The sequence below is a fragment of the Mesorhizobium sp. M7A.F.Ca.MR.176.00.0.0 genome, assembly GCF_004023165.1.
Lineage (GTDB): Bacteria > Pseudomonadota > Alphaproteobacteria > Rhizobiales > Rhizobiaceae > Mesorhizobium.
The window spans coordinates 1-14,685 of the sequence record NZ_RZTC01000024.1 but is presented as its reverse complement, the minus strand read 5'-3'; the positions used below and the strand labels follow the sequence as shown (position 1 = coordinate 14,685).

14 protein-coding genes are annotated in these 14,685 nt (G+C 64.3%); 7 read left to right on the top strand and 7 right to left on the bottom strand.

Annotated features, from left to right (window positions below; all coding sequences use genetic code 11):
* Positions 1 to 47 precede the first annotated feature (47 nt).
* Positions 48 to 2,783 (top strand): sensor histidine kinase KdpD, encoded by a 2,736-nt coding sequence (locus EOB59_RS10705; protein WP_128288341.1) that lies wholly within the window; start codon positions 48 to 50, stop codon positions 2,781 to 2,783.
* Positions 2,780 to 3,472 carry a response regulator transcription factor gene (locus EOB59_RS10700; RefSeq protein ID WP_128288340.1) on the top strand — a complete coding sequence of 231 codons (693 nt, stop codon included), beginning with the start codon at positions 2,780 to 2,782 and terminating at the stop codon, positions 3,470 to 3,472. Before EOB59_RS10705 ends, EOB59_RS10700 begins: the two co-directional genes overlap by 4 nt.
* 21 nt (positions 3,473 to 3,493) lie before the next feature.
* Here the strand turns inward: EOB59_RS10700 and EOB59_RS10695 are convergent, their stop codons facing one another.
* From EOB59_RS10695 to EOB59_RS10665, 7 genes are all read right to left on the bottom strand, one after another.
* The gene (locus EOB59_RS10695) at positions 3,494 to 4,930 is read right to left on the bottom strand and encodes an MFS transporter (protein ID WP_128288339.1); all 1,437 of its coding nucleotides are present in this window, start codon (positions 4,928 to 4,930) and stop codon (positions 3,494 to 3,496) included.
* 211 nt (positions 4,931 to 5,141) lie between these two features.
* On the bottom strand, positions 5,142 to 5,621 hold the full coding sequence (locus tag EOB59_RS10690) for a DUF992 domain-containing protein (protein WP_023810132.1): 480 nt from the start codon (positions 5,619 to 5,621) through the stop codon (positions 5,142 to 5,144).
* Between the two features lie 94 nt (positions 5,622 to 5,715).
* Positions 5,716 to 6,192 (bottom strand): DUF992 domain-containing protein, encoded by a 477-nt coding sequence (locus tag EOB59_RS10685; RefSeq protein ID WP_127290636.1) that lies wholly within the window; start codon positions 6,190 to 6,192, stop codon positions 5,716 to 5,718.
* A 202-nt stretch (positions 6,193 to 6,394) separates the two neighbouring features.
* The gene (locus EOB59_RS10680; RefSeq protein ID WP_127267752.1) at positions 6,395 to 7,237 is read right to left on the bottom strand and encodes a tetratricopeptide repeat protein; all 843 of its coding nucleotides are present in this window, start codon (positions 7,235 to 7,237) and stop codon (positions 6,395 to 6,397) included.
* Positions 7,238 to 7,375: 138 nt separating this feature from the next.
* Entirely contained in the window at positions 7,376 to 7,654 is a 279-nt protein-coding gene (gene rpsU / locus EOB59_RS10675) for a 30S ribosomal protein S21 (RefSeq protein ID WP_023810129.1), read from the bottom strand.
* A gap of 201 nt (positions 7,655 to 7,855) precedes the next feature.
* Positions 7,856 to 8,242: an SET domain-containing protein-lysine N-methyltransferase gene (locus EOB59_RS10670; RefSeq protein WP_127395264.1), complete on the bottom strand. Its 387-nt coding sequence runs from the start codon at positions 8,240 to 8,242 to the stop codon at positions 7,856 to 7,858.
* A 108-nt stretch (positions 8,243 to 8,350) separates the two neighbouring features.
* Complete coding sequence (locus tag EOB59_RS10665; RefSeq protein WP_128288338.1) at positions 8,351 to 9,109, bottom strand: SDR family oxidoreductase; 759 nt, start codon at positions 9,107 to 9,109, stop codon at positions 8,351 to 8,353.
* 268 nt (positions 9,110 to 9,377) lie between these two features.
* On the opposite strand from EOB59_RS10665, the gene EOB59_RS10660 reads away from it, so the two are divergent.
* From EOB59_RS10660 to EOB59_RS10640, 5 genes are all read left to right on the top strand, one after another.
* On the top strand, positions 9,378 to 10,631 hold the full coding sequence (locus tag EOB59_RS10660; RefSeq protein ID WP_127809352.1) for a sarcosine oxidase subunit beta: 1,254 nt from the start codon (positions 9,378 to 9,380) through the stop codon (positions 10,629 to 10,631).
* On the top strand, positions 10,631 to 11,071 hold the full coding sequence (locus EOB59_RS10655) for a hypothetical protein (RefSeq protein ID WP_127395266.1): 441 nt from the start codon (positions 10,631 to 10,633) through the stop codon (positions 11,069 to 11,071). The genes EOB59_RS10660 and EOB59_RS10655 overlap by 1 nt, the downstream gene beginning before the upstream one ends.
* An 11-nt stretch (positions 11,072 to 11,082) precedes the next feature.
* Positions 11,083 to 11,379 (top strand): sarcosine oxidase subunit delta, encoded by a 297-nt coding sequence (locus EOB59_RS10650; protein WP_015315781.1) that lies wholly within the window; start codon positions 11,083 to 11,085, stop codon positions 11,377 to 11,379.
* Complete coding sequence (locus tag EOB59_RS10645; RefSeq protein ID WP_128288337.1) at positions 11,376 to 14,369, top strand: sarcosine oxidase subunit alpha; 2,994 nt, start codon at positions 11,376 to 11,378, stop codon at positions 14,367 to 14,369. The genes EOB59_RS10650 and EOB59_RS10645 overlap by 4 nt, the downstream gene beginning before the upstream one ends.
* A partial coding sequence (locus EOB59_RS10640; protein WP_281061719.1) for a sarcosine oxidase subunit gamma family protein occupies positions 14,362 to 14,685 on the top strand: 324 nt, incomplete at its 3' end. The genes EOB59_RS10645 and EOB59_RS10640, both read left to right, overlap by 8 nt.

Genomic DNA, 14,685 nt, shown 5'->3' with positions numbered 1-14,685 from the left:
GGGCCGGGGATCGACAGTATCCCCGGCGCCATCCATGATCGGTCCCGATGCCGGACGACAGAAGCAACGACGCCAGACCTTCTCCCGACGCACTGCTTGACCATGCCGAGCGGGAAGGTCGCGGCCGGCTGCGGATATTCCTGGGTGCCGCTCCCGGCGTAGGCAAGACCTACGAGATGCTGATGTCGGGCCGCGCCAGGCTGACCGACGGCGTGGATGTGGTGATCGGTGTCGTCGAGACGCATGGGCGCAAGGAGACACTGGCCCTGGTCGAGGGTTATGAGGTCATTCCCCGCCGCAAGGTCGACTACAAGGGGCGCATCCTCGACGAGATGGATATCGACGCCATCCTCGCCCGGCGCCCGGCGCTGGTTCTCGTCGACGAACTCGCCCACACAAATGCGCCTGGCAGCCGGCACCCCAAGCGCTATCTCGATGTCCAGGAAATCCTGACGCACGGTATCGACGTCTACACGACGCTCAACATCCAGCATGTCGAAAGCCTGAACGACGTCGTCGCCCAGATCACCAAGGTCAGGGTTCGCGAGACGGTTCCCGATTCCATCATAGACCAGGCCGACGATGTCGAGATCATCGATCTCACCCCCGACGACCTGATCAAGCGGCTCGAGGAAGGCAAGGTCTATTTCCCCAACACCGCGCAGCGCGCGATCGAGAACTATTTCTCGCCGGGCAATCTGACGGCGCTCAGGGAACTGGCGCTGCGCCGCACCGCGCAGCGCGTCGACGACCAGTTGCTGATCCATATGCAGGCCCACGCCATTCCCGGACCGTGGGCCGCGGGGGAAAGGGTTCTCGTCTGCGTCGACGCGCGTCCGGGCGGGGCGGCGCGTATTCGCTACGCGCGCAGGCTGGCAGACCGGCTCCGTGCCCCGTGGACGGCGCTGCATGTCGACAGCCCTCGCTCGGCCAGCATGCCCGAAGCGGACAAGGATCGGCTGGCTACAAACCTGCGGCTTGCCGAACAGCTCGGCGCCGAGGTGACCACCATTCCCGGTCAGAACATCGCGCAGGACATTGTTCGCCATGCGACGGCGAACAATTTCACCCATATCGTGGTCGGCAGGCCGATCCGGTCGCGCTGGCGGGAATTGATCGAAGGTTCGCTCACCTACGATCTCATCCGCAATGCCGGCGACATCAGCGTCCATGTCATTTCAGGAACCGAACGCAATGCCGAGGTGACGTCGAGGAGTGTCAAGGCGGCGGACGAGCAGTGGCAGTTCGAGATCTGGCCCTATCTCAAGGCCACGGCCTTTGTCATCGGTTCGCTCGCCTTCGCCGTCGTTCTCGACCAGTTTCTCGACGTTCGCAACCTGGCGATCATTCTTCTCATCGGCGTACTGGCATCGGCGGTAACCGGCGGTCTGTGGCCGGCTCTGTACGCTTGTTTCGCCAGCGCCCTTGCTTTCAATTATTTCTTCCTGGAGCCTCGTTATACGCTGACGATCCGGGATCCGGAGAGCATCGTCGCGCTTGGCGTCTTTCTCGTCGTTGCGGTCATCGCCAGCAATCTGACGGCGCGCGTGCAGCGCCAGGCGGTCGCCGCCCGCTCGCGGGCGCGGGCCACGGAAGACATCTACCTCTTTTCAAAGAAGCTCGCCGGCGCCGGCACGCTCGACGACGTCCTTTGGGCCACGGCCTTCCAGATCGCCTCGATGCTGAAGCTGCGGGTGGTGCTGCTTTTGCCGGAAGACGGGACCATCACCGTCAAGGCCGGCTATCCGCCCGACGACACGCTGGCCGAGGCCGACATCGCCGCCGCCCGCTGGGCCTGGGAGCACAATCGTGCGGCGGGTCGTGGCGCCGACACGCTTCCGGGCGCCAAGCGCCTCTATTTGCCCTTGCGGACGGGGCGCACGGCCATCGGGGTCGTCGGCCTCGACAACGACAAGCAGGGTCCGCTGCTGACGCCCGAGCAGCAGCGGCTGCTTGACGCACTGGCCGACCAGGCGGCGGTCGCCATCGAGCGTATTCAGTTGGTTGCCGACGTCGACCGCGCCAAGCTCGCCGCTGAGGCGGACAGGCTGCGCTCGGCGCTGCTCACCTCCATTTCCCATGATCTGAAAACGCCGCTCGCCGCCATCATGGGCGCAGCCGGCACGCTGCGGGATTTTTCAGCAGCGCTTCCCGAACCGGACCGGGCCGAACTGCTGTCGACGGTGCTCGACGAATCCGAGCGGTTGAACCGCTTCATCGCCAATCTGCTCGACATGACCAAGATCGAGTCCGGCGCGATGGAGCCGAACTACGCCTTTCACTATGTCGGCGACATCGTCGGCTCCGCCTTGCAAAGGGCCAGGAAAATCATTGGCGAGCACAAGATCGAGACCGACATCCCCAGGGATTTGCCGATGTTGAAGGTCGACCCGGTGCTGTTCGAGCAAGCGTTGTTCAATCTTCTCGACAATGCGGCGAAATATGCCCCGGCAAGCTCGACGATTCGCATGCAGGGTTGGACCGACAATGGCTCCGTCCTGCTGCAAATCATGGATGAAGGGCCAGGCATTCCTCCCGGCGATCTGGAACGGATTTTCGACACGTTCTATCGAGTGCGCAAGGGCGACCAGATCCGCGCCGGTACGGGGCTCGGCCTGTCGATCTGCCGCGGCTTCGTCGAAGCGATGGGTGGCACGATCATGGCGGCAAACCGGACCGACGGTTCGGGCGCGGTGTTCACCATCAAAATGCCCAGGCCGGCAAATCCGCCCAATTTCGACGCTTCGAATACCGACGACCACGACGTGGGTGACCTGGCATGACAAACTCGAACGTCAGGATATTGGTCGTCGATGACGAGCCGCCGATCCGCAAGCTACTGCGCGTCGGGCTCGGCAGCCAGGGCTACGCGATCAGCGAGGCGCCGAACGCCAGGGTGGCGATAGAGCTGATGGAGGCCGAGAAGCCGGACCTCGTCCTGCTCGACCTCGGGTTGCCCGGCATGAGCGGCCATGAGCTGCTGCGCAAATGGCGCGATGATGGTCTCGACATTCCAGTGGTCATGCTGTCCAGCCGGACCGACGAGGCCGGCATCGTCCAGGCCCTGGAACTCGGCGCCGACGACTATGTCACCAAACCTTTCGGCATGAACGAGCTGGTGGCGCGCCTTCGCGTGGCGCTCCGCCACAAGTTCCAGCAACAGGGCGAGAAGCCGATTTTCCAGACCGGCGATCTCAGCGTCGACCTGGTCAAGCGCATCGTCAAGGTCGAGGGCACGGAGGTAAAGCTGTCGCCGAAGGAATACGACATCCTGCGCATGCTGGTGCAGCACGCCGGCAAGGTGCTGACACACCATTTCCTGCTGAAGCAGGTCTGGGGCGACTCGACCGATGTGCAGTATCTCAGGGTCTATGTCCGGCAGCTCAGGCAAAAGATCGAGAAGAGCCCCGACCAGCCGCGCTACATCACCACCGAGACCGGCGTCGGCTACCGCCTGCGCGAGGTCGAGTGAGAGCGGCTAAGATCTTGAAGTTTAGCCGATAGCTTCCAGCGGCTGGCCAAGCGGTCTGGAAACCCGCAAAGCCGCGAGGCAGCCGACAATGCCGAGCGGCACGAAGGCAAGAAACAACCACGACGCGACATTCGCCGCCGCGTCGTGGTTCAGGCCTTGCGAAAAGCCGCTGGCGTTGGCGACGATGCCGGCGAGTGCGGCGCCCACGGCATAGCCGATGCGCTGCATGGTCGGCACCGCCGCCGAGGCGATGGTCTGCTCGCCCTCCGGGGCGGAGGCGACGATGACGCGCGTCAGGAACGGCCAGGCGATGCCGAAGCCGCCGCCCTGCAACAGGGCACATATCAGGATCAGCGGGATGGAGCCCAGGGGTATCGCATACGCAAAGCCGGCGATGCCGGCCGCGATCATCACTGCGCCGCCGACGATGATCAGCCGCTCGCGCTGCGGCGGCGCGTTGGCGACCAGGATCGAGAGGATCGACCAGGCTATCGATTCGGCGGCGATGATGTAGCCGGTGGTCAGCAGCGGAATGTCGTGAAGGCTGGTCAGCAACAGCGGTCCGTAGACGCCGAAGGAACAGGTCGCCACCGAAAAGGCGGCAACCATGGTCATGCCGGCGCCGACCGGCGTGCGCCATGAGAACAGCCGCGCCGGGAACAGCCGCGAACGCGGCTTCAGCGCGTCGATGGTGAAGAACAGCACCAGGCCGATGAGGCCGAAGGCCATCAGCAGCGAAGAGCGCAGCAAGGCGATGTCGACGCCGGCCGAGGCGATCAACACCACGGCGACGGCAAGGCAGCCAAGGGCCGCGAACGGGAAGGGCGGCGCCTTACCCGTGCTCGTCTTGGGTTTCGTCGCCTGCGGCGTGTCGAGCACGAGGAAGCTTGCCAGCGCCATGGCGGCGCCGCCGAGTGTGAAGATGCCGAAGGCCCAGCGCCATGACAACAGCTCGGTCATGATCGCGCCGAGCAATGGTCCGCTGAAGGCGGCGACGCCCCAGATCGCCGACATGATGCCGAAAAGCTGCGGCCAGATGGCGCGCGAGAACAGTCGTTCGACCGAGACGAAGGCCAGCGACACCAGCGCACCGCCGCCAAGTCCTTCGATCAGGCGGCCGGCGAGGAACAGTTGCATGGAAGGCGAGGTGGCGCATATCAGCGCGCCTGTTGCGTAGAGCAGCGCGGCGACCACCATGTTGGTGCGCAAGGGGACATAACTCACCAGTCGTCCGGCGGCCGCGCCGGCAACGATGGCGCCGAGTTCGTAGATCGCCAGCGACCAGCCGACGAGCTGTACGCCCGCCAGTTCGCCGACCATGGCCGGCATCACCGTTGCCACCATCGTTTCGTTGGTGGCGTGCAGCAGGATGCCGAGGCTGATGAAGCAGAAGCGCGCCAGGTCGCCGCTTGCCCACAATACGCGCCAGTCGACCCTGTTTGTGCTGATCCCGGTCATTTCCACCCCCGTCTTGCATATCTCGACGCCAGCGCAGGACGCCAGAAGCCAGTACGGGTTTCCGGCAGGACCATGCGAATCGACAGCGCTGGATCGAGGCGTTGTTGCGCTCGGGGCAGGCTTGTAAAACCTCAACCGGGGTTGAGCTCAAGCGGTTTTTTGAGGGTCGTTCGCGCGGATGCCCCTTCCGTTGGCGGGCTTCGTTGCGCGATCAATTCTCGGTGCTGCGCAGCTGGAATTGGCTGACGCCGATCGCGAGGTTCATGCCGGTCTGCGTCTGCAAGCTGAGCGGCTGCAAGGTGAAGGCCTGAGAGGAGCCGCCGACCAGCAGATTGGCGCCGGCGCCGACGGCGGCCGTCACCTCCGCGCTGGCGCCGATATAGTCGCCGGCCAGCGCACCCGGCGCATAGATGTTCTTCAGCGGCGTCAGCACGATCCACTGCATGACCGTCTGCTTCGTCGTGCCGATGTCGAGGCCGTATTTGTTGACGGCGCCGAAATAGGCTTCCGGCGCGAAGCTTTTGTCGGCGGGGTTGAAGGTGCAGCTCAGATCCTTGCTCGAGCCGAAGATGAAGCCGGTGCCGCCGCCTATGGCGCAGTCAAGCGTACCGACTTCCATGCCTCGGTCCTGCGCCTGCACCGCTCCGGATAGCGTGGTGAACATGGCGGCAGCTATGGCTGTCTTCAGCATGATGGTTCCCCCCCCCAAATCAAACGGCGCGAAACCATCCTATCTGGTTCCGCGCCGCGGGGTGAGGGGTCATGGAGCGCACGGCTCCATGCAATCACTTGAATGAGTGGATCAGCTGGAGCGAGGTCACGGCCACGGCAAGGTTGACGCCGGTCTGCGCCTGGACGCTGAGCGGCTCCAGCATGACGGCGCTGTCCAGGCCGCCAACCAGCAGATTGGCGCCGCCGCCGGTCACCACGCTCGCCTCGGCGTTGACACCGTAGTAGCTGCCGGCGAGATCGCCTCCGTCACGATCCCGGGTCGCGGCCAGCACGGCCCAGACGAGCTGGCCCTGATGCGTCTGGCCGACATCGAGGCCGATCTTGGAGATGACGCCTGTGTAAATCTCGGACGGCCCGTGATGATGAGGCCGGAAGACACAGGACACGCCCTTGTTGGAAGCGACGATATAAGCGGTGCCGCCGTCGATGGTGCAATCGAGCGTGCCGAGTTGCAGCTTGCCGGCGCTGGCCGGAGCCACCGCGAACATCGTCGTGGCGAGGGCAGCGGCGCAGGCGAGTTTCTTGATCATGGGAGGGTCCTTTCGCAAAATACTTTCAACAACGGCTTGGGTGGGTAGACCGTTCCGCTGAAAACTTGGCGCGATCAAGGCAGGGGCCGAAAGCCTCCTGCCGGGGTTAATGCCCGGTTGCGAAGTGCGTCCTTTAGGACACGCAAAGGATCCCGCGGCACTTGGATGTCACGCGGATTTGTATGGGAAGCCGAAACCGAGATCAGCTGACGCGGGCGAGGCCATCCTTGGCCGGCTGGTAGGTAGGGTCGAGGCGAACGGCTTCCTTATAGGATTTCGCGGCCTTCGCCTTGTCGCCGCGCCGCTCATAGATCAGCGCCTGGTTGGACCAGGCCTCGGCATTCCTGCCGTCGAGCTTGATCGCCATGTTGAAATCGGAAAAGGCGTTGTCCTCGTCGTTGGTCGCCAGATAGGAGAGGCCGCGGCCGTTGTAGGGCTCGGCGGCGTCCGGCGCCAGCGAGATGGCGGTCGAGAAGTCCTCGATGGCGAATTTGTGCTGGCCCTGGCTCTGATAGATCAGGCCTCGATTGTGGTAGGCGCGCGCGTCGGTCGTATCGAGCTGGATTGCCTTCTGGAAGTCGTTGAAGGCGTCCTGGGTGCGACCCGCCTTGCGGTAGAGATTGCCGCGGCCGATATAGGCGGCGTCGTAGTTGCCGTTGATCTGGATCGAACGGTTGTAGTCCGCGAGCGCGGCTTCCTGATTGCCGAGGAAGCGCTGGATGAGCGCGCGGTTCGAATAGGCCTGGAAGAAATTCGGGTTGAGCTGGATGGCTTGATTGAAATCCTTGAGCGCCGCCTGGTACTGACCGCCACGGCCATAGGCCGAGCCGCGCACATTGTAGCCTTCGGGATCCTGGGGATTGCGCTGGATGACCGCCGACAGCGAGGAAATGTTCTCGCTCGACCCTTGCGCCTTGTCGATGTTGTTGAATTCACCGGTCGGGCCCGCCGTTTGGCAGCCGGCAAGCGCCAGTCCGGAGAGCAGGGCCGCTGTCAGGGCGAAACCACGCAATGCGGTCCCGCGCTCCACGCTTGTTGCGTTCATGTCTGCCCTGTCCTCACTTCAAGCCGCGTCGTTCAGGTCCGGCTCCCCCTCCGGACCGGTCACATCAAAACAAAAAGGTGGCGGCGATTCTACATCGCGCCACCTCTGATATCCTTCGAAAAGGACGAAAAATTGGCGTTAGAACCGCGGCGGACGCGGAGCGCCACCTGCACCGCCGGCGGCGCCAGCAGCGACCGGGCGCGGCGTCATCGGCAGCAGGCCTTCGCGCTGGGCGCGCTTGCGGGCCAGCTTGCGGGCGCGGCGGACGGCTTCAGCCTTTTCACGGGCGCGCTTCTCGGACGGCTTCTCGTAGTGACCGCGCATCTTCATTTCGCGGAAAATGCCTTCGCGCTGCATCTTCTTCTTGAGAGCGCGAAGCGCCTGATCAACGTTATTGTCGCGGACGAGTACCTGCACGGGCAATCCTGTCTTTCGGGTTTGATATCAACAGGCAAGCGGCCATAGCCACTAGCCTCCGCGGCGGTTTACACCACGAATTGGGGCGGCTGATAGCAGAATCATGCCGCGCTGTCCACAGTGGAAATGAATTTGCGGGGCCAGCCGCCGTCTGTTTGCCCTGGGACAAGTGTGCCACTTGCCCATGATATAAGGAGCCGACTAGGCCGTCGCGAGGTGCAGCAGCTCGAAATCCTCGAAGAACTCGCCGTAGTCGCAGGTGATCTCCTCGCCCACGGCGATGTCGCGGGTCGCGGTGGCTCCGCCATATTGCGAAAAATCCGTATTCGGATTGCTGGAATGGTTCATGAAGCGGCCATTGTCGACTTCATAAACCATGAAACCCGGCCGGTCCGGGCTCGGATAGGCATAGCGGTCGAGCAGTTCCCTGAGATGCGGGGGTGCCGTCTCGTATTTGTCCATGGGGATCAGCCGGTCGAAATCCGGATCGAGCCGCCAGATCGAAGCGCCTTTCCCGATCGGCTCCGCGGCGAACACGCCGACGCCTTCGATCGCGCTCGCAGTCACATAGGTTCTGATCAGCATCATGGTTCCAGACCCGCTTTTAGACAGGAACGGAATCGCCAAATCGCGGCGAAAAATCAAGAGCGGCTGTTTGCCTGGCGGCTATGAACATGCATCCCGCCGCTGGAATCTTCACGTCCGATTGATCGACACGCCGCCATCGGCAAACAGAGCCGCTCCGGTGGTGAAGCTCGAGGCGTCGGAGGCGAGATAGAGTGCCGAGCGGGCGATCTCCTCCGGCATAGCGATACGCTTCAAAGCATGCAGGCCTTCGACGAAGGTCCGCGATTCCGGAGTCTTGAAGGTTGCCGCCGGCGTGTCCGTGCCGCCGGGCAGCAGCGCGTTGACCCGCACACCTTTCGGGCCGTATTCGGCGGCAAGCACCTGTGTCAGTCCGATCAGGCCGGCCTTGCTCGCGGCATAGCTGGTCATGCCTGGCATGCCCACGGTGTGGCCGACGAAGGTGGAGGTGAAGATCAGCGAACCACCGCCACGCTCGATCATTGCCGGCACCTGGTATTTGGCGCCGAGAAACGCGCTGGTGAGATTGGTGTCGAGCGTCTCGCGCCAGCCTTCCAGCGGCAGGTCCGAAATCGGCCCCATCCGGCCGACGGCGCCGGCATTGTTGAAGGCGATGTCGAGCCCACCGAACTTTTCGACCGCCAGATCGACCAGGGCTTTTGCGTAGGCTTCGTCGCGAACATCGCCGGCAAGCGCGATGGCGATGCCGTCGGCGTCCGCGATTTCGGCGACGAGCGTATCGAGCTCGGCCTGACGGCGGGCGGCGACGATGACCTTGGCGCCTTCCTCGGCAAAGAGTTTTGCCGAGGCCCGGCCGATGCCGGAGCTGGCGCCGGTGACGATGGCGATCTTGTTGGCGAGTGCGAACATTTTTGCATCCTTTCTTCGCGCCGGCCTGACCGGCAGTTGGGATGCTTGGTCGCAGATCGAGGCAAGGCGAGCCACCCGATACGTGCCAAGATGCTGGAAAGCGCCGACGCGCCGGATGCGTCTTTTCCGCCACGGCGCAAAACGGCAAGCGCCGTCGCAAACAGCGCAAGGGTGGAAGCGCTGTTTCGCTAGTGATACACCTCGCGCGCCGGGACCGAATGAACGCCGGCCGCCATTCGCGAAGCCTTTTTGGGGCGAGGTTGGGACGTTGAAGAAATATTCGGTATTCGCCATCGCCCGTGAAGCCATGCGCGGTCACAAGGGCTGGGAGGAACAGTGGTCCTCGCCTGAGCCCAGGAAAGAATACGACGTCATCATCGTCGGCGCCGGCGGCCATGGCCTGGCCACCGCCTATTACCTCGCCACCGTGCACGGCATCACCAATGTCGCGGTGCTGGAAAAGGGCTGGCTCGGCGGCGGCAACACCGGCCGCAACACCACCATCATCCGTTCCAACTATCTCTATGACGAGAGCGCCGGCATCTACGACCATGCGCTGAAGCTGTGGGATGGTTTGAGCCAGGAACTCAACTACAACGTCATGTATTCGGCGCGCGGCGTCATGATGCTCGCCCACAATGTGCACGACGTCCAGGTGCTGAAGCGCCACGTGCACGCCAACCGGCTGAACGGCATCGACAATGAATGGCTGACGCCGGAGCAGGCGAAGGAATTCTGCCCACCGCTCAACACCTCCAAGGATGCGCGCTATCCGGTGGTCGGTGCGTCGCTGCAGCGGCGCGGCGGCACGGCCCGTCATGATGCCGTTGCCTGGGGCTATGCGCGCGGCGCCTCGGCGCGCGGCGTCCACATCATCCAGAATTGCGAGGTCACCGGGGTCAAGCGGGCGCCAAATGGCGCGGTCATGGGCGTGGACACGACGCGCGGCTTCATCGGCGCCAAGAAGGTCGGCGTCGTTGCCGCCGGCCATTCCTCCGTCATCATGAACATGGCAGGCGTGCGCATGCCGCTGGAAAGTTACCCGCTGCAGGCGCTGGTGTCGGAACCGGTCAAGCCGGTGGTGCCCTGCGTGGTGATGTCGAACACGGTGCACGCCTATATCTCGCAGTCCGACAAGGGCGAGCTGGTGATCGGCGCCGGCACCGACCAGTATGTCTCCTATTCGCAGACCGGCGGCTTGCACATATTGCAACATACGCTCGACGCCATCTGCGAGATGTTCCCGATCTTCACGCGCATGAAGATGCTGCGCTCGTGGGGCGGCATTGTCGACGTCACGCCCGACCGCTCGCCGATCCTGGCCAAGACGCCGGTGCCGGGCCTCTATGTCAATTGCGGTTGGGGCACGGGCGGCTTCAAGGCAACGCCGGGTTCGGGCCATGTCTTTGCCCACACCATCGCGAAAGACGATCCGCATCCGATCAACTCGCCCTTCACCATCGAGCGTTTCCGCACCGGCCGGCTCATCGACGAGGCGGCGGCGGCGGCGGTGGCGCACTGATGATGGCTGAGATGGCTGTCGCGATGCCGCTGATGCTGGCGGGGGAGCAAGTGCTGGCGGGAGAACGGGGCATGTTCCATTTTCCCTCGCCGGATGAAGTGCGCACGCAGCCGATCAGCCGTGCCGGCAACGAAGCCGGCTGGCCGTTTTCGGTCGATGACGGCACGTTGGCCTGCGTCTGGAGCGGCGGCCAGAGGGTGGTGATGTTCTTCGAGGGACGACCCGAAGGGCTCGAAGAAGACGAGACATTCCAGCCGCGTCAAGTCATCGTCACAACCGATCCGATCCAGCTCACCCTCGGCAACATGGCGTCCCGCGATCTTTTTCGTCCCGCTGCAAGCGTGGAAGAGCGCATCCGGCTCGTCGCACCGTTCGCGACCCTGGGACAGAAGCTTTGCGATCAACCGGCGGGCGCCCGCGTCGGCCACGGCGAATTGTAGGAACGAACCAAATGCTTCTCATCCGCTGCCCCTATTGCGAGGAAGAGCGTCCGGAACTCGAGTTCCGCAACGCCGGCGAGGCGCATATCGCGCGCTCGGCCAACATATCAGGCGAGAGCGACGACGATTTCGAAAAATTCTTCTTCATCCGCTCCAACCCCAAGGGCATCATTTATGAGCGCTGGCGGCACATGCATGGCTGTGCGCGCTTCTTCAATGCCGTACGCGACACCGTCACCGACAAATTCGTCATGACCTACAAGGCCGGCGAGCCGAAGCCGTCGAAGCTCCCGGGAGTTGCCAAATGAGCGGCGCGTTCCGCATTCCCGGCGCTGGCCGCTTCAGCCAAGCCAAGACCGCGCGGTTCAGCTTCGATGGCCGGTCCTATGCCGGCATCGAGGGCGACACGCTGGCCTCGGCGCTGCTCGCCAATGGCGTCCATCTCGTCGGCCGTTCGTTCAAGTACCACCGTCCGCGCGGCATCCTGTCGGCGGGCGCCGAGGAGCCGAACGCCCTGGTCGAAATCAAGCGCGACGCGGCACGCAAGACGCCGAACGTGCGGGCGACCGTGCAGGAGCTCTATGACGGGCTTGATGGGCAGTCGCAGAACCGCTGGCCGTCACTGTCCTTCGACCTCGGTGCGGTCAGCGATATCGCCTCGCCGCTGCTTTCGGCCGGCTTCTACTACAAGACCTTCATGTGGCCGAAAGCGGCGTGGAAGAGGCTCTACGAGCCAAAGATCCGCGCCGCAGCCGGTCTTGGCGTTTCCCCGGACCAGCCGGATCCCGACCATTATTCATCGCGCTATGCGCATTGCGACGTGCTGGTGCTGGGCGGCGGTGCGGCAGGCATCGCGGCAGCGCTTGCGGCGGCTGAGACCGGCGTGCGCGTCATCCTCGCCGACGAGCAGGCCGAGTTCGGCGGCAGCCTGCGTTTCGAGAGCGGCGCGAAAATCGACGGCCAGGACGGTTTTGCCTGGGCGCAAGCTGCCGTGGCGAAGCTCGCCGCAATGGACAATGTCCGCGTGCTGTCGCGAACGACGGCGTTCGGCTACTATGCGCAGAATTTTGTGGGGCTGGTCGAGCGTGTCAGCGAGCATCTGAGGACCCCCGGCCACGATCTGGCGCGCGAGCGGCTGTGGCAGGTCCGGGCCAAGCGCGTGGTGCTGGCCTCGGGCGCGATCGAGCGCCACATGGTGTTTGCCGACAATGACCGGCCGGGCATCATGCTGGCGGGTGCCGCGCGCACCTATCTCAACCACTATGGCGTCGCGGTCGGCAGGAATGTCGGCGTCTACACCGCCAATGATTCTGCTTACGCGGCGGCGATCGACCTGAAGAAGGCCGGCGTCAACGTGGCGGCGATCGTCGATCTGCGCGAAAATCCGACCGGACCGGTGATCGACGAGGCGAGGGCGCTCGGCATCGAGATCAATTTCGGCCGCGCGGTGATCCGCGCTGGCGGTAAGCTCAGGGTGTCGTCGATGACCGTGCAGCCGAAGAATGGCGGCGGCGAACGCACCATCGCGGTCGATGCGATCCTGATGTCGGCCGGCTGGACGCCGTCGGTGCATCTGTTCTCGCAGTCGCGCGGAAAGGTCGCCTTCAACGACGAGACCAAGCGCTTCGTGCCGGGCACCTATGCGCAGGACTGCGTCTCGGTGGGCGCCTGCAACGGCACCGACGGGCTGTCGGCGACGGTGGACGAGGCCTATGCGGCGGGCGCCAAGGCGGCGAAAGATGCCGGCGCCAAAGCCGCCAAGAGCAGTAAGCCGAAGGTCGATGCGTCGGAGAGCTGGTCGCGCGGTATGTTGGGCGCGGCGCCCGGCGCCGGGCCGGACACGACTGTGAAGGCGTTCGTCGATTTCCAGAACGACGTCACCGCCAAGGATATCCGCCAGGCGGTGCACGAAGGCATGCGCTCGATCGAGCACGTCAAGCGCTTCACCACCAACGGCATGGCGACCGACCAGGGCAAGACCTCCAACATGCACGGCCTGGCGATTGCCGCCGAGACGCTGGGAAAGCCGATCCCGGAGGTCGGCCTGACCACGTTCCGTGCGCCCTATACGCCGGTCACCTTCGGCGCGATCGTCAGCCATGCGCGCGGTCCGCTGTTCGACCCGACGCGCAGAACCGCGATCCATCCCTGGGCCGAGGCGCAAGGTGCCGTGTTCGAGGATGTCGGCCAGTGGAAGCGCGCCTGGTATTTCCCCAAGGCGGGCGAGGACATGCATGCCGCGGTCGACCGCGAATGCGTCGCGGTGCGCAAGACGGCGGGCCTGTTCGATGCCTCTACGCTGGGCAAGATCGAGGTGGTTGGGCCGGATGCGGCCAAGTTCATGGAACTGCTCTACACCAACCCATGGGAGAAGCTGGAACCCGGCCGCTGCCGCTACGGCATCATGCTGCGCGAGGACGGCTTCATCTATGACGACGGCGTCGTCGGCAGGCTGGCCCCCGACCGTTTCCACGTGACGACGACGACCGGCGGCGCGCCGCGCGTCATGAACCACATGGAGGATTATCTCCAGACCGAGTTCCCGCATCTCAATGTCTGGCTGACCTCGATCACCGAGCAGTGGGCTGTTATCGCCGTGCAGGGGCCCAAGTCGCGCGACATCATCGCGCCACTGGTCGAAGGCATCGACATGTCCGACGAGGCGCTGCCGCATATGTCGGTGCGTGAAGGCAAGATCTGCGGCGTGCCGACGCGGTTGTTTCGCATGTCGTTCACCGGCGAGCGCGGCTTCGAGGTCAATGTGCCGGCCGACTATGGCCAGGCGGTCTGGGAAGCCCTGTGGGCCGAGGGCCAGAAGCATGGTGCGGCCGCCTACGGCACCGAGGCGATGCACGTGCTGCGCGCCGAAAAAGGCTACATCATCGTCGGCCAGGACACGGATGGCACGGTAACGCCGAACGACGCCGGGCTCGACTGGGCGGTCGGCAAGAAGAAGAGCGATTTCGTCGGCATCCGCGGCCTGACGCGGCCGGATCTGGTCGCCAAGGGCCGCAAGCAGCTGGTCGGCCTCAAGACCAGGGACCCCAAAGTGGTTCTGGAAGAAGGCGCGCAGATCGTCGAGGATCCCAAGCAGGCGATCCCGATGAAGATGATCGGCCATGTCAGCTCGAGCTATTGGTCGGAAAATTGCGGCCGCTCGATCGCATTGGCGCTGGTCGCCGGCGGCCGCGACCGGATGGGCGAGACCCTCTATGTGCCGATGCCGAATGGGGTGATCGAAGTGGAGGTTACCGGCATGGTGTTCTTCGACGAGACGGGAGGGCGCCTCAATGGCTAAGGCCGCTGCAAGGAAGACGGCTCCGGCCGCATCGCCTTCGGTCGAACGCCGTCCGGCGCTGGCTGGGCGCAGCACCACTGCCGCCGGCGCCAAGGTCGAGGTATTGCCGCCGGCCGAGCGCATGTCATTGCGTGCGCCGGAAGCCTCGGCCGCAGCGCTTTCGAAGGCGCTCGGCGTGACCTTGCCGAACAAGCCGAAAACCTCTGCCGCGAAGGGCGGGCGCACCGTCTTGTGGCTCGGTCCCGACGAATGGCTTGTGATCGATGAGGCCGGCAACGATCCGCTCGCCGATTGCGCCAAAGTATCCGCGCTGCAT